Source organism: Streptomyces chartreusis (genome assembly GCF_008704715.1).
Taxonomy (GTDB): Bacteria; Actinomycetota; Actinomycetes; order Streptomycetales; family Streptomycetaceae; genus Streptomyces; species Streptomyces chartreusis.
On record NZ_CP023689.1, the window covers coordinates 2658637 to 2677324 of the forward strand.

General features: G+C 71.9%; 12 protein-coding genes. All 12 read left to right on the forward strand.

All coding sequences use genetic code 11. From position 1 onward, the window contains the following. Positions 1-140 precede the first annotated feature (140 nt). The 12 genes from CP983_RS11040 to CP983_RS11095 all read left to right on the forward strand — a co-directional run bounded on the left by CP983_RS11040 (position 141) and on the right by CP983_RS11095 (position 18688). Positions 141-1808, forward strand: coding sequence for an IclR family transcriptional regulator domain-containing protein (locus tag CP983_RS11040; protein WP_268256199.1), 1668 nt, complete (start codon positions 141-143; stop codon positions 1806-1808). 55 nt (positions 1809-1863) lie between these two features. Continuing rightward, positions 1864-2229 carry a winged helix-turn-helix transcriptional regulator gene (locus tag CP983_RS11045; protein ID WP_150499481.1) on the forward strand — a complete coding sequence of 122 codons (366 nt, stop codon included), beginning with the start codon at positions 1864-1866 and terminating at the stop codon, positions 2227-2229. Between the two features lie 119 nt (positions 2230-2348). Further along, positions 2349-3584, forward strand: a complete 1236-nt coding sequence (locus CP983_RS11050) for an MBL fold metallo-hydrolase (RefSeq protein WP_150499482.1) — start codon at positions 2349-2351, stop codon at positions 3582-3584. 491 nt (positions 3585-4075) lie between these two features. Further along, on the forward strand, positions 4076-5554 hold the full coding sequence (locus CP983_RS11055; RefSeq protein WP_125525833.1) for a sugar transferase: 1479 nt from the start codon (positions 4076-4078) through the stop codon (positions 5552-5554). Between the two features lie 82 nt (positions 5555-5636). Next, positions 5637-6953, forward strand: coding sequence for a nucleotide sugar dehydrogenase (locus tag CP983_RS11060; protein WP_150499483.1), 1317 nt, complete (start codon positions 5637-5639; stop codon positions 6951-6953). Further along, positions 6943-8208, forward strand: a complete 1266-nt coding sequence (locus tag CP983_RS11065) for a glycosyltransferase family 4 protein (protein WP_150499484.1) — start codon at positions 6943-6945, stop codon at positions 8206-8208. The genes CP983_RS11060 and CP983_RS11065 overlap by 11 nt, the downstream gene beginning before the upstream one ends. Then, complete coding sequence (locus CP983_RS11070) at positions 8205-9572, forward strand: Wzz/FepE/Etk N-terminal domain-containing protein (RefSeq protein ID WP_150499485.1); 1368 nt, start codon at positions 8205-8207, stop codon at positions 9570-9572. Before CP983_RS11065 ends, CP983_RS11070 begins: the two co-directional genes overlap by 4 nt. Continuing rightward, the gene (locus tag CP983_RS11075; RefSeq protein WP_150499486.1) at positions 9569-11089 is read left to right on the forward strand and encodes a Wzz/FepE/Etk N-terminal domain-containing protein; all 1521 of its coding nucleotides are present in this window, start codon (positions 9569-9571) and stop codon (positions 11087-11089) included. The genes CP983_RS11070 and CP983_RS11075 overlap by 4 nt, the downstream gene beginning before the upstream one ends. Before the next feature lie 3 nt (positions 11090-11092). Beyond that, positions 11093-13024, forward strand: coding sequence for an asparagine synthase (glutamine-hydrolyzing) (asnB, locus tag CP983_RS11080; RefSeq protein WP_150499487.1), 1932 nt, complete (start codon positions 11093-11095; stop codon positions 13022-13024). A 17-nt stretch (positions 13025-13041) separates the two neighbouring features. Next, positions 13042-15216, forward strand: a complete 2175-nt coding sequence (locus tag CP983_RS11085; RefSeq protein ID WP_150499488.1) for a bi-domain-containing oxidoreductase — start codon at positions 13042-13044, stop codon at positions 15214-15216. A gap of 2 nt (positions 15217-15218) precedes the next feature. Beyond that, the gene (locus CP983_RS11090) at positions 15219-17162 is read left to right on the forward strand and encodes a heparinase II/III family protein (RefSeq protein ID WP_150499489.1); all 1944 of its coding nucleotides are present in this window, start codon (positions 15219-15221) and stop codon (positions 17160-17162) included. Between the two features lie 2 nt (positions 17163-17164). Continuing rightward, positions 17165-18688 (forward strand): right-handed parallel beta-helix repeat-containing protein, encoded by a 1524-nt coding sequence (locus tag CP983_RS11095; RefSeq protein WP_150499490.1) that lies wholly within the window; start codon positions 17165-17167, stop codon positions 18686-18688.

Sequence of the window (18688 nt, forward strand, 5' to 3'; positions counted from 1 at the left end):
AGTGAACTATCATTCATTCAGCGAGTGAGCCCGAGTCTGCGGGTCACTGTGACGGCTGTCAATGGCCGGTAGCGTTCTCCCGACGACGGGTACGAGCACGGCCTGAGGCGCCGGGACGCGGGAAGCACGGGAGGAGATCGGTGACATCCGACGAGGCGGGGGCCCCTGACCTGGAGGCCGCCGGCCCGCTGGAGCGCGGTCTGGCGATGCTGCGGATCATGGCCGCCGCCTCGGAGCCGATGCGTCCGGGCGACCTGGCCCGCGCCACGGGTCTGGCCCGTTCGGCCGTCGACAGGGTCGCCGCCACACTGGTCCATCTCGGCCAGCTGCGCACCGAGGGACGCGAGTTGGCGCTCGCCCCGCGCCTGATGGAACTCGGCAACGCCTATCTCGACGCGAGCGGCTGGTCGCGCGCGCTGCGACCGAGCCTGGAGCGGCTGACCCGGACGCTGGACGAGTCGGTCTCGGCGATCGTCCTCGACGGATGCGACGCACGCATCGTCGGTACGGCCGTCCCGCCCGGACGCATGATCCCGCTGGGCTTCCGCGTCGGCGACCTGCTGCCCGCAGAGCGCTGCGCGGCCGGCGCCGTACTCGCCACCGCCTGGGACCCTCAGACGTACGCGGCCTGGCGGGCCCGGCAGGCCGCCGACCCCCTGGACGCCGCTTTCCCGGCCGTTCCCACCCGCCGCACCGCCCCCGGCGCCGAGCAGGCGGAAGCCGACTTCACCTCCTGGGTCGCGGACACGGCCGCGAACGACTGGGCGCTGGACGACCAGCTCGTCGCCCCCGGCCTGGTCGCCCTGTCGGTCCCGGTGCGCGCACCCGACGGCCGGCCCGTGTGCGCGATCAGCGTGCTCGCCCACACCAGCCGGCACAGCGCCGACCAGCTGCGCGAGCACGCCCTGACCGCGATGAACGAAGCCGCCCGGGACATCGCCGGGGCGCTGTACGACACCTCCGGCACCCCGGCCGCGGCGCCGCCACCCGCCTCCCCCGCATACACCGACGCCAAGCCCGAACTGGGGCCGTCCTTCCTACAGGCCCTGGCCCGGGGCCTGGCCGTGCTGACCGCGCTCGGCCGGCAGCCCGGCGGACTCACCCTCTCCGAGGCAGCTCAGGCCGCCGGACTCTCGTACCCCAGCACCCGGCGCAATCTGCTGACACTGCGCGAGCTCGCCTACGTGGAGCAGCACGGGCGCCGGTTCCTGCCCGCCCCGCGCGTCCTGGAGCTGGGATACGCGCGGCTGTCCACCCTCACCCTCGCCGACATCGCACAACCCCATCTCGCCGATCTGGTCGGACAGGTGCGGGAGTCCGCCTCGCTCGCGGTCCTCGACGGTGCCGAGGTCCGCTACATGGCCCGGGTGGCCACCGAGCAGATCACCAGCGCCCGCATCACGCCCGGCACCCGGCTGCCCGCCTACGCCACCTCCATGGGCCGGGTCCTGCTCGCGGACCTGCCCGCGGCGGAGCGACAGGAGCGGCTCCGGGCCATGGACCCGCGGGCCCTGACCCCGCACACGCTCACCTCGCACTCGGCGCTCGCGGCCGCGATCGACGAAGCGGGGCGCGCTGGATTCGCCCTGGTGGAGCAGGAGTTGGAGGCCGGTCTGAGGTCGTTGGCCGTGCCGGTCAGGGACCGGAGCGGGCGCGCCGTGGCGGCCCTGAACATCGCGCTGCACGCCGGTCCGGAGCCGCCCGAGCACAGCCGGGACTTCATGCTGCCCGCCCTGCGCGCGTGCGCCGCCGGCATCGAGGCCGACCTGGCGGCCGCGTTCCCGCACGGATCCGTGACGACGCCCTGACGCTCCCGCCGACTGACCGACGGCAGCTCCCCGACCGGTGAACGACACTGGCGGAATGCATCTGAGCAAGACGAACCCGTACTCGGCCGCGTGCCCCGGCCGGCCGCTGATCGATCTGATCGGGGCCAAGTGGACGATCCTCGTCGTCGGCTGCCTGACCCGGGGGCCGCAGCGGTTCGGCGAACTGGCCGCCGAACTCGAAGAGGTCACGCCGAAGGCGCTCACCCAGACGCTGCGGCAGCTCGAACGCAACGGCCTGGTACTGCGCACGGTGCACCCGGTGATTCCGCCCCATGTCGAGTACGAGCTGACCCCTCTCGGCCGGACCCTGCTCGGGCCCGTCGAAGCGCTGCTCGGCTGGACCGACGCCCACATCGAGGTGTGTTCCGCGGCACAGCGCGCCTATGACGCCGACGTCTGAGCTGCACGCTTCACTCGGGTATAGCCACTAGCAAAAAAGTGCAATCTTCAAGCACTTGGCGCGCGTCCCTAGCGTGATCGAGGTGCCGACAACGGCACCCGGAATCCAGGGAGTTCGTCATGTGCGAAGCAGAGCAGCACGACCACCGGTCGCCGTCCCGCCGCGGCATCCTGCGCTGGGGCGCGGCAGCCGTGCCCGCGGCCGCCGGCCTCTCGGCGCTCGCCCTGCCGACGCAGGCCGCCACCGCCGCACCCGCCGTCACGGGCGGCGGTGCGTACTACGAGGCCGCACGCGGAGACACCCTGCGCGGCATCGCCTCCCGCTTCCTCGGCTCCGAACGGCGCTGGACGGAGCTCTACCGGCTGAACCAGCAGGTCCTGGACAAGAGCGGTGAGCCGCGAACCGGCCAACGTCTGGCGCTCCCCGAATCCCCCGACGGCGCCGCGACCCGTACTTTCGCGCCACTTCCCGCCACCGCCAAGCCCCTGCCGGTCCCCCCTGAGGGCTACCGGCTCGACCGCATCGGCGACGCGTTCTACGCCGTGACCGCCGGCGGTACGCAGGCGGCCTTCCTCGTCACCGGCGCCGGGGTGGTCGTCATCGACGCACCGCCCTCGCTCGCCGAAGCACTTCCGGCCGCGATCCGCCGCGTCACCGGCCGCAAGGTCACCCACCTCGTGTACAGCCACGACCACGCCGACCACACGGCCGGCGCGTCGGCGTTCGGCGACGTGGTCCGCATCGCGCACACCGCGACCGCTGAACGGATCAGGACGGCCAAGGACCCGGGCCGCCCGATGCCCACCGTGACCTTCGACGACCGCTACCGCCTCGACCTGGGCGGTCAGCGGCTGCTGCTCAGCTATCCGGGCGCCAATCACGAGGCCGGCAACATCCTCATCCACGCCCCTCGCCAGCGCGCCGCCATGATGGTCGACCTCGTGATGCCGGGCTGGGCCCCCTTCCGCGCCTGGGGCACCGCCGACAGCGTCCCCGGCGTGCTGCGGGCCCACGACCAGCTCGCCCGCATGGATCTGGACACCTACATCGGCGGTCATGTCCACCGGCTCGGCACCAAGGAGGACATCGAGGTCTCCCGCGAGTTCGTACGGGACCTGTGGAACGCCACGGGCAAGGCCGTCGCCGCCACCGACATGGCCCCCTACTTCGGCAAGGTCGAACCCGGGAACAACTGGGCCGGCTTCGACCTCTACCTCCAGGCCGTCGCCGACAAGGTCGAACCGGTCATGTACCGGAAGTGGTTGGGCCGCCTCGGCGCGGTGGACGTCTTCACCCGCGAGAACGCCCTCACCGTGGCCCTCTCCCACATCGTCGACGCCCCCCGCGACCTGTGAACCGGAATCCGCCGACCGGTGTCGAGGAGGGGTCGTCATCAGCCGGTAGACCATGTCCCAAAGCTTGTCCACAAATCACACACATCCCCTCCTCATTTCTGGCCCCGATGGTCTAGATTGACCGTGCTTCAGCTGATCGGACACGAGGCGACCACCAATGATGTGTAGGTCCGTTGCTCTGCAGAACCAGCAGTCTCGTCCTCCGCGCCACGCGTGGGGGTGATCGATTCCCGGCGCCCGGGAGGGGCCGTGGGTGCGGGGAGCACCCGAGGTCTCGACGGGATCGCGCTCAACCCGACAGGTCGGCAGTACGGGCAACTGTGCTGCCGTCAGGGCGGGTTGTTCAGGTAGCGCCGTAACGCCGGGATGTCATGCGCGGGGCGGGGGCCCCGAGGGGAGGAACAGCGCGGCGCGGGGGGCGGGGGTGCCTCCCGGGCGAGAAGACAGTGTTGGGCGAACTCTGTCGAACCACTGGCGACCTGGGGGGTCCCGTGCAACAGGGGGAATTAATAGACCCGTTTTCGTCGGCGCGCGGGCGTCTGGCGAACGGGACGATGTCCCGGCCCGCGAGCGACTGGGAGCAGCGCTACCGGCGCTCCGTGATCATCAGCGATACCGTGGCCACCGCCTTCGTGGTGGGCGCGATAGGCAACTTCTTCGGGGCCCGGGACGCGGCCAACTGGCACGAGAAGTGGGGAATCCTCGCCTTCTGCACCGAGCTGCTGGTGCTGGGGGCACTCGCGGTGAGCAGGTCGTGGTCCCCGGCCGTGCTCGGTCAGGGCGCCGAGGAATTCCGCCGGCTCGGACGCTCCATGTTCACTGCGACCGTCGTGCTCGCGCTCGGCGGGATCGCCCTCACCTCGCGCAACATCAAGCTCTGGATCTTCGTCGCGATCCCCGCGATCGCACTCGTCACCATGACGACGCGCTATCTGCTCCGCCTTTCGCTGCACAAGCAGCGCAAGGAAGGGAGGTGTCTCAGACCGGTGCTCGCTGCCGGGAGCCCGGCAACCGTACGCGACCTGATCACCCGAACCCGCAAGTTCCCGCACCTCGGGTGGCGCGTGGACGGAGTGTGCACGACGGACGGTCGCGGGATCGACGGCGACCAGCTGGACGGGGTGCCGGTCGTCGGCCGGCTGACGGACGTCGCCAAGTACGTCGAGCACGACGGCTACCGCGTCGTCGCGGTCACGCCGGACCCGCACTGGACACCGGACCGGCTCCAGCGGCTGGCCTGGAACCTGGAGGGCAGCGACGCCGAAATGGTCGTGGCCCCCGTGCTGATGGAGGTGGCAGGCCCGCGGCTGCACGTCGACGCGGTGCTCGGGATACCGTTGCTGCGGGTCAGCATGCCGACCTTCACCGGGGGGCGCCGGGCGATCAAGGTGGTCGTCGACCGGGTGGGCGCGGCGTTCCTGCTGCTGCTGTTCGCGCCGCTGATGGCACTCGTCGGACTGCTCGTGGTGGCGGACAGCCGGGGCGGGGTGTTCTACCGCCAGCGCAGGGTCGGCAAGGGCGGCCGCGAGTTCACCATCCTCAAGTTCCGCACCATGGTCGTCGGGGCGCACAAGGCACGTGCCGAGCTGGCCGACCGCAACGAGGGTGCGGGGCTGCTGTTCAAGCTCCGCCGGGATCCGCGGGTGACCCGGGTGGGAGCAGTGCTGCGCCGGTACTCGCTCGACGAGCTCCCGCAGCTGTTCAACGTGCTCACCGGATCGATGTCGCTGGTCGGGCCGCGGCCTCCGCTGCCGGAGGAGTCCGCCGCGTACGGCCCGGACATCCGGCGACGGCTGCTGGTCAAGCCCGGACTCACCGGACTGTGGCAGATAAGCGGACGCAGCGACCTGCCGTGGGAGGAGGCGGTCCGCCTCGACCTGCGGTACGTGGAGGACTGGTCGCTCGCCCTGGACACGGTGATCTTGTGGAAGACGCTGCGGGCGGTGCTCTACGGCCAGGGGGCCTACTGATGCGCGAGGGACTGCAACTGAACGGTCCCGCCGATGCGCGGACCGCAGGCCACAAGGGCCTGCCTGGGGGGAGGAACGGGACATGAGAGTCAGCGTTTTCGGGCTCGGCTACGTGGGCTGTGTGTCGGCCGCGTGCCTGGCCGGCATGGGCCACGAGGTCATCGGGGTCGACGTGAACCAGGTGAAGGTCGACCTGGTCAACGAAGGCAAGGCCCCGGTGGTCGAGGAGCGGATCGGCGAGCTCATCGCCGACGTCGTACGGACCGGAGCATTAAGGGCCACGGTCGACGTCCGTGAGGCGATCATGGACAGCGAGGTGTCGCTGGTCTGTGTGGGCACGCCGTCGGAGCCCAACGGCAGCCTGTGCACCACCTACTTGGAGCGGGTCACCGAGCAGATCGGCGCGGCCCTTGCCGAACGCGGCGGGCGGCACACCGTCGTGTTCCGCAGCACCATGCTCCCGGGCACCTGCCTGAACCTGCTGGTGCCGATCCTGGAGAAGTCCGTCGGCGGCACGGCCGGCGTGGACATCGGGGTCGCGGTCAACCCGGAGTTCCTGCGCGAGGGCACCAGCGTGAAGGACTTCTTCGACCCGCCCAAGACCGTCGTCGGCGAGCTCGACACGGCGAGCGGCGACACGGTGCTGGCGCTGTACGACGGCCTGCCCGGCGAGGTGTTCCGGGTGCCGATCCCGACGGCCGAGGCGATCAAGTACGCCGACAACGCCTTCCACGGCCTCAAGATCGGCTTCGCGAACGAGCTGGGCGCGGTGTGCCAGGCGCTCGGGGTGGACTCGCACCAGGTGATGGACGTGTTCCTGGCCGACCGCAAGCTGAACATCAGCCCCGCCTATCTGCGGCCCGGCTTCGCCTTCGGCGGGTCCTGCCTGCCCAAGGATCTGCGCAGCCTGGTCCACGCGGCACAGCGGGCCGACGTCTCGGTGCCCATCCTCTCCCATGTGCTGCCCTCCAACTCCGACCATCTGCAGCGCGCGGTGGAGCTGGTCGAGCGCACCGGCAAGCGCCGGATCGGCATGTTCGGGCTGTCCTTCAAACCCGGCACCGACGACCTCCGCGAGAGCCCGCTCGTCGAGCTGGCGGAGCGGCTCCACGGCAAGGGGTACGACCTGCGGATCCACGACGCCAACGTGAGCCTGTCCCGGTTGCTCGGCGCGAATCGCGAGTACATCGAGACCCGGCTGCCGCACCTCGCACAGCTGCTCGCGGACTCCGTCGAGGAGGTGCTCGAGCACGCCGAGGTGTGCCTGGTCGGGACCAAGGACCCGGCCGTCCTTGCCGCGCTGCCCCATGGCGGCGGCCCGGTGATCGTCGACCTCATCCACCTTCCCGACGCCGACGCGCGCCGGACCGAACCGGGGTACATAGGCCTTGCTTGGTAACGCAGTCAGCGGTGAGGGGTCGGGGCGGCGCGCGCTGATCCTGGTGGAGAACCTGTCGGTGCCGTTCGACCGGCGGGTGTGGCAGGAGTGCACGACGCTGCGCGACGCGGGCTGGGAGGTGCACGTCATCTGCCCCCGGGGGGAGAAGCGGGACACGGAGCCGGAGGCGTTGGTCGACGGGGTGCGGATCCATCGCTACCCGTTGCGCGCGGCCACCGGCGGACCGGCCGGCTACCTGCGGGAGTACGGATCGGCCCTGTGGCACACGGCCCGGCTGGCCCGCAAGGTCGGCCCGGTCCATGTGGTCCACGCCTGCAACCCGCCCGACCTGCTGTTCCTGGCGGCACGGTGGCTCAGGCGGCGCGGTGCGCGGTTCGTCTTCGACCAGCACGACCTGGTGCCCGAGCTGTACCTCTCCCGGTTCGGCCGCGGCAAGGACCTGCTCTACCGCGCCGTGTGCGCGCTGGAACGGCGGACCTACCGGGCCGCCGACATCGTGCTCGCCACGAACGAGAGCTACCGGGACGTCGCGATACGCCGGGGCGGCCGACGCCCCGAGGACGTCTTCGTGGTGCGCAGCGCGCCCCAGGTCGACCGGTTCCAACCGGTGCCGCCCGAGCCGGAGTTGAAGCGCGGCAAGCCCCATCTGCTGTGCTACCTGGGCGTCATGGGCCCCCAGGACGGCGTCGACTACGCCCTGCGGGCTCTTGCGAAGCTGCGCGACGAGCTGGGGCGGACCGACTGGCACGCGGTGTTCGTCGGCGCGGGCGACGCCTTCGACGCGATGGTGGAACTGTCCCGGCAGCTCGGACTGTCGGACCAGGTGCAGTTCACCGGGCGCATACCGGACGCCGACCTGGTGCGGTACCTGTCCACCGCGGACGTGTGCCTGTCCCCCGACCCTCGCAATCCGCTCAACGACGTGTCGACGATGAACAAGGTCCTGGAGTACATGGCGATGGGCCGGCCGATCGTCTCGTTCGACCTGAAGGAGGCGCGCGTCTCCGCGGGTGACGCCGCCGTCTACGCGCCCGCCAACGACGAGGCCCGGTTCGCCGACCTCATCGCGGAGTTGCTGGACGACCCGGACCGGCGGGTCCGGATGGGCAAGGTCGGCCAGGAGCGGATCACCGGCCGGCTCTCCTGGGAGAACTCGCAGTCGTCACTGCTCGCGGCCTACGCCGCCGCGTGCCGTGACCGCACTCAGGCTTCGGCGGGCGGCCCGGTCCGCACAGGGAAGAGGCAGCGGCGTTGAGCGAAGACACGATCCGCCTGGTCACCGTCGGGCGGATACTCCGGCGCAGGTGGCGGCTTCTCGCCGTCCTCGCCGTGGCGGGCGCACTCGTCGGCTACGGCACCTCGCTGGTGTTCCCACCGCGTTACACGGCTTCGGCATCGGTACTGCTGCCGGGGCAGTGGGAGGAGCGCGAGCTGCTGACCCAGGTCGACATCGTCACCAGTTCGACGGTGGTCGACCGGGCGGCAGCCGACCTCGGCTGGACCGGCCTCAGCAGCGACGAGCTGCGGGACCGGGTGAGCGCCAAGGCGTCCGACGGAAACATCATCAAGATCTCCGGCACGGCCGACACCCCGAAGCACGCGCAACAGCTGTCGGACCGGGTGGCCCAGCAGTTCGTCGCGTTCGCCGAGCGGATCGCGGGCGGCGGCACCGACTCCGAAGCGGCCACGGGACCCGAGGCGCTGCGGCAGCAGGTGGAGGAGACCAACCGCCGTATCAGCGACCTCGCCGACGCGGCCGATCCGGGGCGGACCGTGGAGAGCGTCCAGGCCCGCACCATGCTCGAGAAACTGCGCACCTCGCTGGAAGAGGCCATGACGAAGCTCGACGAGGCCGATCCGGCGAACAACAAGGCGGGCCTGGTCGTGATGGGCCCGGCGGCCCGGCCGACCGGCGAGGCACCGCCGACGCGGGTGCAGCTCGTCGTCACCGGGGCCGTGCTGTTCTTCCTGCTCGCGGTCGTCGGCCATCTTGTCGCCGCACGGATGAACCGCCGGCTGCGCACCGAGCAGGAGGTCGCCGCGACCCTGGGCGCGGCGCTGCTCGGCACCGTCGACGTGCCCGACGACCCGCGTGCGCGGCGACCGGAGGGCGGGGGCTCCGGGGCCCGGATCCGAAGGCTCCTCGGCACCGACACCCGGTGGGACCTGCCGGCCCCGCTGCGGTCCGGCGACGAGAGCGGCCGACGGATCCGCTACGGCCGGGTGTGCGCCCGCATCCGGGAGCTGCTGCCTGCCCCCCGGCTGCTGCTAGTCGTCGTACCGGACGACGACGAGATCGCCCGCCGGGCCGCCGGGCAGCTCGTCGCCGAGGCCAAGGGAGATCCGCTGCTGCGGGTCGTGGAGGTCTCGGCGGACCGGCCGATGGTGCCGGACCGCGACACCGAGTCCGGTGCCCTCGTGGTGCTCGGCGCGGGCAGCCGGACCGCGGAGGAACTGGCCGGCATCGCCGAGGCGTGCGCGGACGGCAGGCACGAGGTCGTCGGCGTCGTCGTCGCCGACCCGGTCCGGGCCCGCCCCGCGCGACATCCCGCCGATCCGCCGGACGACGCCGCTCCCGCGCTCGCGGTGCGCGGCCACGCGACGGGAGGTCCGGCATGACGACCGGCACGGTTTCGGAGTCGTCGGCGGCCGGTCCGCTCATCGACCTGCAAGGGCTGGTGGTGGCGGTGCGCAGGCGCCGCCGCCTGTGGTGCACCATGGCGCTCCTCGGCCTGCTGGCCGGGGCGGCGGTGGCGGTCCTCATGCCGCCGCCACCGAGCGCGGTGACCAAGGTGCTGGTCTCGCACGAGGACGACCAGCCGAACGACACCGGCACGCTGATCCGCACCGATGTCGCGCTGCTGCAGACCACACGGGTCGCCGACATGGCCCTGCGGTCCCTGAAGTCCCCGGAGAAGACCGAGGACTTCATGCGGGACTACCGGGGTACCGGCCTGACCAACAACCTGCTCCAGATCGACGTGACCGGTGACAGCGACGCGGAGGCGGTGGCCCGGGCCAAGGCGCTGGCCGAGGCGTTCGTGACGGACCATGTGCGGCGGATGCGGCAGTCCGCGCAGGCCGAGGCCAAGGCCCTGCTCGACCAGCGCGACCGCATGCGGGACGAGCTCGACGAGGTCAACAAGGCAATCGGCGACCGCTCCCCGGAGAGCGACCCGCAGGCGTCGGCGAGCATCGAGTCGCTCTTCGCCCGCCGCGCCGAACTCAACTCCCGGATAGCCGACTTCGACCAGCGCGCCGCGGACGCGCGCACCGGCACGCCCAAGGTCGTCGCCGGCACGCAGATCGTGGACGCCCCGCGCGCGGTGCGGCACTCCCTGCCCAAGGCGGTCGCCACCGACTCCGCGATCGGGCTCGTACTCGGACTCGTCCTCGGGCTCGCGCTGGCCGCGGTCGGCACGGTGGTGGCGGACCGTCCCGTGCTGCGCCGGGACATCGCGGCACACCTGGGTGCCTCGGTCATCGCGGAGCTGCCCCGTCGCTCGGGCAGGCTGTGGCAGCGCCGCCGGACCCGGGCGGCACGCGAACGGCTCACCGGGACCCTGGCCCGCACGGTACGCGGCTCCACGGAACCGCTGTCGCTGCTGGAACTGGGCTGTGCGCGCAGCACGACCGTGCTCGCCCTGAACGTCGCGAAGGCACTGGGGCAGGAGGGGCCGGTGGTCGTCGTCGACGGTCTGCCGGGCCAGCTGCTCTCCGGCCGCCGTCCGAAGCCGGGGGATCCCACGGTGGTCAGCGGGGAGCATGCCGCGGCCGGGTCGCCGCAGGAGCGCCGGATCGGCGTCGGCTCGGTCGCGCCGGGCACGGCGTGGACCGACCTCCAGTACCTCGGCACCCGGACCGTGCTGGTCGTGCGTGCCGGGCACGGCAGCGCCGCCTGGCTGCACACCGTGGCGCGGCAACTCGCGGACCAGCACATTCCGGTGATCGGTGTGGTGCTCATCGACCCGGATCCGCGTGACCGCACCGACGGCACGCTGTGGGACGGACTGCACATCGCACTGCGCGGCCAGAACGAGCGGCTCGCCCGGCAGAGCGGGACAGGCCGCCCGCGTACGGATCGGCAGCCGATGTGGGCCACTCGGGTCCCGGACAGCAACCAGGAGGCGCGGTAGTACATGTGTGGCATCGCAGGCACCTATCGGTGGCCGGACGGGAAGGCCGTGACCGACCGGCTCACCGAGACGCTCGCCCACCGCGGACCCGACGGGGCGGGCCGGTACAGCCACCCCGTCGGTGACGGCGAGGTGCACCTCGGGCACCGCCGGCTGGCCATCATCGACCTGTCCGAGACCGGCGCCCAGCCGATGGTCTCGGACGGCCTCGCCCTGACGTACAACGGCGAGCTGTACAACGCGCCGGAGCTGCGGGCCGAGCTGGCCGCCGCCGGGGTGCGCTTCCGCGGCACCTCCGACACCGAGGTGCTCCTGGAGGCGTGGCGGCGCTGGGGCACGGACTGTCTGCCCCGGCTGCGCGGCATGTTCGCGTTCGGGATCTTCGACGAGCGCACCGGTGAACTGGTGCTCGCCCGCGACCAGTTGGGCATCAAGCCGCTGTTCCTGCTGCGGCGCGGCGAGGGCATGGTGTTCGCCTCCGAGCTCAAGGCGCTCGCCGCCGCCGGCGGATCGCTGGAGGTGGACCAGGCGGCGCTGGTGGCCTCGCTGCTGTACTACTGGGTGCCGGACTCACGGTGCGCGTTCCGCGAGGCGGAGAAGCTGCCGCCGGGGAGCTGGCTCAGGTGCCGGCCCGACGGCCGGGTGGAGCGCGGCACGTTCTGGAGCCTGAAGGACGTCGCCGCCGAGGGCCGGGAGCGGGCCCGCAGCGGCGAGCTGCCGGACCTGAACGCGGTCGTCGAGGAGTCGACCCGGCGCCACCTGCTCTCCGACGTACCCGTGGCGACGTTCCTCTCCGGCGGTCTCGACTCCAGCTATCTGACGGCCCTCGCGGCCCGCCACCAACCCGGGATCTCCGCCTACACGATCGGATTCCGGGCCGAGGACGCCAAGTTCGAGGCGATGCCGGACGATCTGCGCTACGCCCGGCAGGTCGCCGGGCGGTTCGGTGTCGACCTGCACGAGATCGAGATCGCCCCGAACGTGCTCGACCTGCTGCCGCAGATGACGTACTCCCTGGACGAGCCGATCGGCGACCCCGCCGCGATCAACACCTTCCTGATCTGCTCGGCCGCCCGGGAGGCCGGGGTGAAGGTGATGCTCTCGGGGATGGGCGCCGACGAGCTGTTCGCCGGGTACCGCAAGCACCTGGCCAACCTCCTCGCGCTGCGCTACCAGCGCGTCCCGCGGCCCCTGCGGCGCGGGGTGTCCGCTCTAGTGGACCGGCTGCCGGTCGCGACGAGCCGCCGGGGGTACCGGTCGGTGCGCTTCGCGAAGCGGTTCCTCTCCTTCGCCGATCTGCCGGAGGAGACCGCGTTCCGGCGCAGCTACACCATGTACGACCAGGACGAGCTGCTCGACCTGGTCGATCCGGATCTGGCCGGGACGGTCGAGGACGTGCTGACCGAGCACGCGGACGTCTACCGGGACAACGACCTCGACGACTTCGTCAACCGCATGTGCCTGACGGACGCCCGGATGTTCCTGCCGGGCCTGAACCTCACGTACACCGACCGCTCCAGCATGGCCGCGTCGACCGAGGTGCGGGTGCCGTACGTGGACGTCGAGGTGGTCAGGGCGGCGTTCGCCTTCCCCGGCGACCGGAAGATCGCCGGGCGGCAGGGCAAGGCCGTCCTCAAGGAGGCGGCCACCTCGATCCTGCCCCGGGAGATCGTGTACCGGCCCAAGGGCCTGTTCAGCGCGCCGCTGCGGGCCTGGATGAGCCGGGATCTGGCACCGCTGGTGCGCGAGGTGATCCACGACGGCGAGCTGGTCAGGTCAGGGCTGCTGCGCCGCGACGCGCTGGCGCGGATGGCCGCCGAGGACGCCGCCGGGCAGCGGGACTTCTCCAAGCATCTGTGGCATGTGCTGACCCTCGAGTACTGGTATCGCGACGCGACCTCTGGGTCCGGCCAGAGCACTCGGTTAACGGCTTAGGAATCAGAGGAGTTCGGGTGAAGCAGGTTGTACAGAACTACAAGAGCGGCGAGCTGGCGGTGCTCGACGTGCCGGAGCCGGGGTGCAAGCCGGGCGGGGTGCTCGTCCGCACCGCGTACTCGCTGATATCCACCGGGACCGAGATGATGAAGGTGTCCGAGGCCGGCATGTCGATGCTGGGCAAGGCCCGCTCCCGCCCGGACCAGGTGGCCAAGGTCATGCAGAGCGTGGCCACCAACGGCGTGCCCGCCACCTACCGCAAGGTGATGGGCAAGCTGGACTCCTACACGCCGCTGGGCTACTCGCTGTGCGGTGTGGTCGAGCAGGTCGGCGCCGGGATCGACGACGTGAAGGTCGGCGACCTCGTGGCCTGCGCGGGCAACGAGCACGCGCTGCACGCCGAGCTGAACTGGGTGCCGAAGAACCTCTACACCCCGGTGCCGGACGGCCTCGCGCCGCGGCACGCGGCCTTCGGGACCGTCGGGTCGATCGCGATGCAGGGCGTCCGCCAGGGCGAGCCGCAACTCGGCGAGGTCGCCCTGGTCATCGGCCTCGGGCTGATCGGGCAGCTGGTGGTGCAGCTCCTCACGGCCTCGGGGGTCCGTGTCGTCGGCGTCGACCCGGACCCGGCGCGCTGCGAGCTGGCCGAGCGGCTGGGCGCCGCGGCCTGCGGCGATCCCGAGTCCGCGGCCGTGGAGGCCGCCGTCGCCGAACTCACCGACGGGCACGGCGTGGACCAGGTGTATCTGGCCGCGGGCGGCGGCAGCAACCAGCCCGTCGAGCTGGCCGCGCGGCTCTGCCGGGACCGCGGCCGGGTCGTCGACATCGGCAAGTGCCGCCTGGACCTGCCGTGGAACGCGTACTACGAGAAGGAGCTCGACGTCCGGTTCTCCCGCAGCTACGGCCCCGGGCGCTACGACCCGGAGTACGAGCTTCAGGGGCGCGACTACCCGATCGGCTATGTGCGCTGGACCGAGCGCCGGAACCTGGCGTGCTTCCTCGACCTCGTGGCCCGCGGCCGCGTCGACGTGGAGCCGCTGGTCTCGCACATCGCCGACTTCGACGACGCCGTGGAGACCTACCGGAGTCTGAAGGACGGCGATCTGAAGGCCGTGGCCGTGCTGTTCCGGTACCCCGAGCAGGAGGACCGGGCCGAGGCCCCGGCGGTGGCCGTGCCCACGGTGAACGTGAAGCCGGCTCCGGCCCGGGCGGCCGCGAGCGGGCCGGTGCGCCTCGCGTTCGTCGGCGCCGGCAACTACGCGACGTCGATGCTGCTGCCGCACCTGGCCGGGCGTGACGGCGTCGAGCTGTCCACGGTCGTCACCACGACGGCACTGTCCGGGGCCAACGCGCAGCGCAAGTTCGGCTTCGCCGAGGCGACCACCGATCTCGACGCGGTGCTCGGCGACAAGTCCATCGACGCGGTGTTCGTGGTCACCCGCCACAGCTCGCACGCCGACCTGACCCGGCAGGCGCTGCTGGCCGGCAAGGCGGTGTTCGTGGAGAAGCCGCTGGCGCTCACCGAGGAAGACCTGGCGGGTGTGCTCGCGGCGGTGGAGGAGTCCGGCAACGACCGGCTCCAGGTCGGCTTCAACCGCCGGTTCGCGCCGCTGCTGACCGAGGCCAAGGAGCGGTTCGGCGCCCGGACCGGTCCCGCGAGCCTGCGCTACCTCGTCAACGCGGGCCGGCTCCAGCACGGCAGCTGGTACCTCCAGCAGGGCACCGAGGGCTCTCGGTTCGAGGGCGAGGGCGGACACTTCATCGACACGGCGAGCTGGCTCCTCGAAGCCGACCCGGTGTCGGTGTACGCGGTCGCCCCGGCCGGCAACGAGGACCTCCAGGTCGTGCTGCGCTACCCGGACGGGTCCACCGCCACCATCAGCTACGTCACCACCGGCGCGCCCGGCTTCCCCAAGGAGACGCTGGACCTGGTCGCGGACGGCAAGGTGCTGCGGCTCGACGACTTCGTCCGCGCCTCGGTGTACGCCCGTAAGCGGTGGGTCAGTTCGCGGCTGCCCAAGGCCCGGGACAAGGGCCAGAACGCCGAACTGGCCGCGTTCGTCAAGGCCGTGCGGACCGGCGGGCCGATGCCGGTCCCGCTTCAGTCGCTGGTCGCGACCACCTCGGCCACCCTCGCCGTGCAGGCCGGCCTGGCCGCCGGTGCGCCGGTGACGTTGGCGAGGGCCCTGTGAGCATGAGCGCGGGCTGGTACCTGCGGCGCCTGTCCCGGATGGGGCCGCGGGAGATCGGCGGCCGGGCGGGCGACGCGGTGCGCCGGCGGCGGTGGCGCTCGTCGCTGCCGGACAGCCCGGGCGTGAGCGGCGCCCGGTTCACGGCGGTGCTGCCCCCGGGGACGACGGCCGCGGTGCCGCCGGACGCCGCGAAACGTCTCATCGCCGAGGCGGACCGGCTGATGGCCGGGCACGCCGAGTTCTTCGGGGTGGTCCGCGACGACCTGGTCGACCCGGACTGGTGCCACGACCCGAAGACCGGGCGCCGGGCGCCGTGGGGCTACGCCTTCGACGTGCCGTACCGCAGCGAGGACACGGTCGGGGACATCAAGCAGATCTGGGAGCCGTCCCGGCATCAGTACCTGACCGTGCTCGCCGCGGCCTACGCGATCACGGGGGACGAGCGGTACGCCGAGCGTGTCGCCGAGCACCTGCGGTCGTGGTGGGCGGCCAACGCGCCGCTGCGCGGGGTGCACTGGATCAGCGGCATCGAGCTGGGTATACGGCTGCTGTCCTGGGTGTGGATCCGCCGGCTCCTCGAAGGCTGGCCGGGCGCGGCCGGGCTGTTCGAGGACAACCCGGTGGCGCTGGACCAGATCTGGCACCACCAGCGCTGGCTGGCCGCGTTCCCCAGCCGGGGGTCGTCGGCGAACAACCATGTGATCGCGGAGGCCGCCGGGCAGTTCGCCGCGGCCTGCGCGTTCGACTGGTTCACCTCCTCGGCGCGTTGGCGGGCCGACGCGCTGCGGTCGCTGGAGCGGCATCTGCGGGCCAACACCTTCGGATCCGGCCTCAACCGTGAGCTGGCCACCGAGTACCACGGGCTGGTGCTGGAGCTCGGCCTGGCCGCGGTGGCCGAGGCGGACGCCGCGGGCGTGCCGGTCCCGGCGACCGTCCGGCTGGTCCTGCTGCGGATGACCGACGCGCTCGCGGCCGTGGTCGACAACCGGTTGCGGCCTCCGCGCCAGGGCGACGCGGACGACGGTCACGGTCTGATCGTGGACGGCACGGGCACCGACCGCTGGGCCTCCCTGCTGGCCACCGGGGACGCCGTGTTCGGCCGGCTCGCGTGGTGGCCGGAGGTGACCGGCGGCGATGTGCGCACCCCGCTGCTGGCCGCGCTGATACGACCCGGCGCCATCGAAGTGACGCGCCCGGCGAGCCGGCCGGATCATTTCGCCGACGCCGGCATGACCGTCCTGCGCGGGCCGGAGGAGATCTGGTGCCGCTGCGACGGCGGCCCGCACGGCTTCCTGTCCATCGCCGCCCACGCCCACGCGGACGCGCTGTCCGTGGAGGTCCGGCACGACGGCGTCGACGTGCTCGCCGACCCGGGGACGTACTGCTACCACGGGCAGCCCGAGTGGCGGCGGTACTTCCGCTCCACCCTCGGCCACAACACCCTGCAGCTGGACGGCGACGACCAGTCCGACTCCGGCGGCCCGTTCCTGTGGACCCGGCACGCCCGCAGCCGCGTCCTGGTCGCGGACACGTCCGGCGAGAACATGGCCCGTTGGTGTGCCGAACACGACGGCTACCAGGGCTCCGTGCACCGCCGCCAGGTGGAACTCACGGCCCCGAGCCGTGAGTTGAGGATCGTCGACGAGGTCAGCGGCCCGAGCCGTGCCGTGCGGCTGGCGTTCCACCTCGGCCCGGCGATCACCGCGGAGCTGGTGGGCAACCGGGCCGTCCTCACCTGGACCCGGGACGGCGAGGAGCGCTCCGCGGTGCTCGACCTGGCCGGACAGCTGAGCTGGCGGGCACACCGCGGCGAGAGCGACCCGCCGCTGGGCTGGTACTCCGCCGGATTCGGGCGCAAGGAACCCGCCACCACGCTGGTCGGCACCGGCTCCACCGACGGCACGGAGGGCTTCGTCACCGTGCTCGGGTTCGGCAGCCAGGGGTGAACGTGAGGATCAAGAGGCGGCACTGGGCGTCGGTGGCGGCACCGGCGGCTCTCGCCCTGCTGGCGGTGACCGGCTGCGACAGCACGTCGGACGCCGGGGCGAAGCCGGCCGCCACGCCGTCGCCCACGCCCGTGGCCCGGGTGTGCGCACAGCCCGCGGCGGGGCCGGCGAAGGCACCGGCGGGCGCGGTGACCGTCGACCCCGAGGTCGTCGGCGACCTGGCGGCGAAGACCAGGAGCAACCCCCCGAACACCACGTTCTGGCTGCGGCCGGGCAAGCACAGGCTCGACCCGGACCGCTACGCCCAGGTCATCCCCAAGGAGGGGAACCGCTACCTCGGCGCGCCGGGCGCCGTGCTCGACGGCCGCAAGAAGAACCAGTACGCGTTCGGCGGCGGCGCCCGCCACGTCACCATCGGCCATCTGACCGTGCAGCGCTTCGTCGCGCCGCCGGACGAGGGCGTGGTCAACCACGACTCGGCCGACGGGTGGGTGATCGAGCACGCCACGATCCAGGACAACTCCGGTGCCGGACTGATGGCTGGCGCCCACCAGCAGGTCCGCGCCAGCTGTCTGCGCGGCAACGGCCAGTACGGCATGAACGCGTACAAGGGCGGCGGTCGTATCAGCGGTCTGGTGGTCGAGGGCAACGAGATCGTCGGCAACAACACCGACGACTGGGAGCGGCGCAGGGAGGGCTGCGGCTGCACCGGAGGCATCAAGTTCTGGGCCGTCGACGGCGCCGACGTACGCGGCAACTGGGTGCACGACAACCGCGGAACCGGGTTGTGGGCGGACACCAACAACAACGACTTCCGCATCGAGAACAACGTGCTCGAGGACAACGACGGTGCCGCCCTGATCTACGAGACCAGCTACAACGCGGTCATCCGGGGCAACACGATCCGGCGGAACAACTGGGTCGAGGGCCGCAGGCAGGCCGAGCGCGGGGACAACTTCCCCTTCGCGACGGTCTACCTGTCCGAGTCCGGCGGCGAGCCACGGATCAAGGCCCGCACCGACAGGATCGAGATCTACCGGAACGTCCTGGAGAACAACTGGTCCGGCATCACCCTGTGGGAGAACGCCGACCGCTTCTGCAACAGCCCCGCCAACACCTCCTCCGGTGACTGCACCTTGCTGGTCAAGGACACCGACCGCTGCGCGGAGCCGGCGATCGCCAAGGCACCGCTCTACGCCGACTGCCGGTGGAAGACCCAGCGCGTCGACATCCACGACAACCGCTTCGTGCTGGACAAGTCCGTCGTCAAGTGCGCGGCGAAGTGCGACCGCATGGCCGTCCTCGCCAACTACGGCACCTATCCGGACTGGTCGCCGTACCAGGGCGAGCGGGTCTCCGAGGCGATCACCCGCAAGCAGCACAACCGCTGGCACGACAACGTCTACGTCGGACCGTGGACGTTCGTCGCCCACGACCCGAGCCAGGTGCTCGACTTCGGGCGCTGGCAGGCCACGCCGTACCGGCAGGACCCGGGCAGCACCTTCCGCGCACGGGACGGTGGTTGA

Excerpts from the sequence above, each read along its gene's own strand:
- CP983_RS11045 (WP_150499481.1), top strand. The coding sequence starts at position 1,864 with ATGCATCTGAGCAAGACGAACCCGTACTCGGCCGCGTGCCCCGGCCGG.
- CP983_RS11050 (WP_150499482.1), top strand. The coding sequence starts at position 2,349 with ATGTGCGAAGCAGAGCAGCACGACCACCGGTCGCCGTCCCGCCGCGGC.
- CP983_RS11060 (WP_150499483.1), top strand. The coding sequence starts at position 5,637 with ATGAGAGTCAGCGTTTTCGGGCTCGGCTACGTGGGCTGTGTGTCGGCC.
- CP983_RS11075 (WP_150499486.1), top strand. The coding sequence starts at position 9,569 with ATGACGACCGGCACGGTTTCGGAGTCGTCGGCGGCCGGTCCGCTCATC.
- asnB (WP_150499487.1), top strand. The coding sequence starts at position 11,093 with ATGTGTGGCATCGCAGGCACCTATCGGTGGCCGGACGGGAAGGCCGTG.
- CP983_RS11090 (WP_150499489.1), top strand. The coding sequence starts at position 15,219 with ATGAGCGCGGGCTGGTACCTGCGGCGCCTGTCCCGGATGGGGCCGCGG.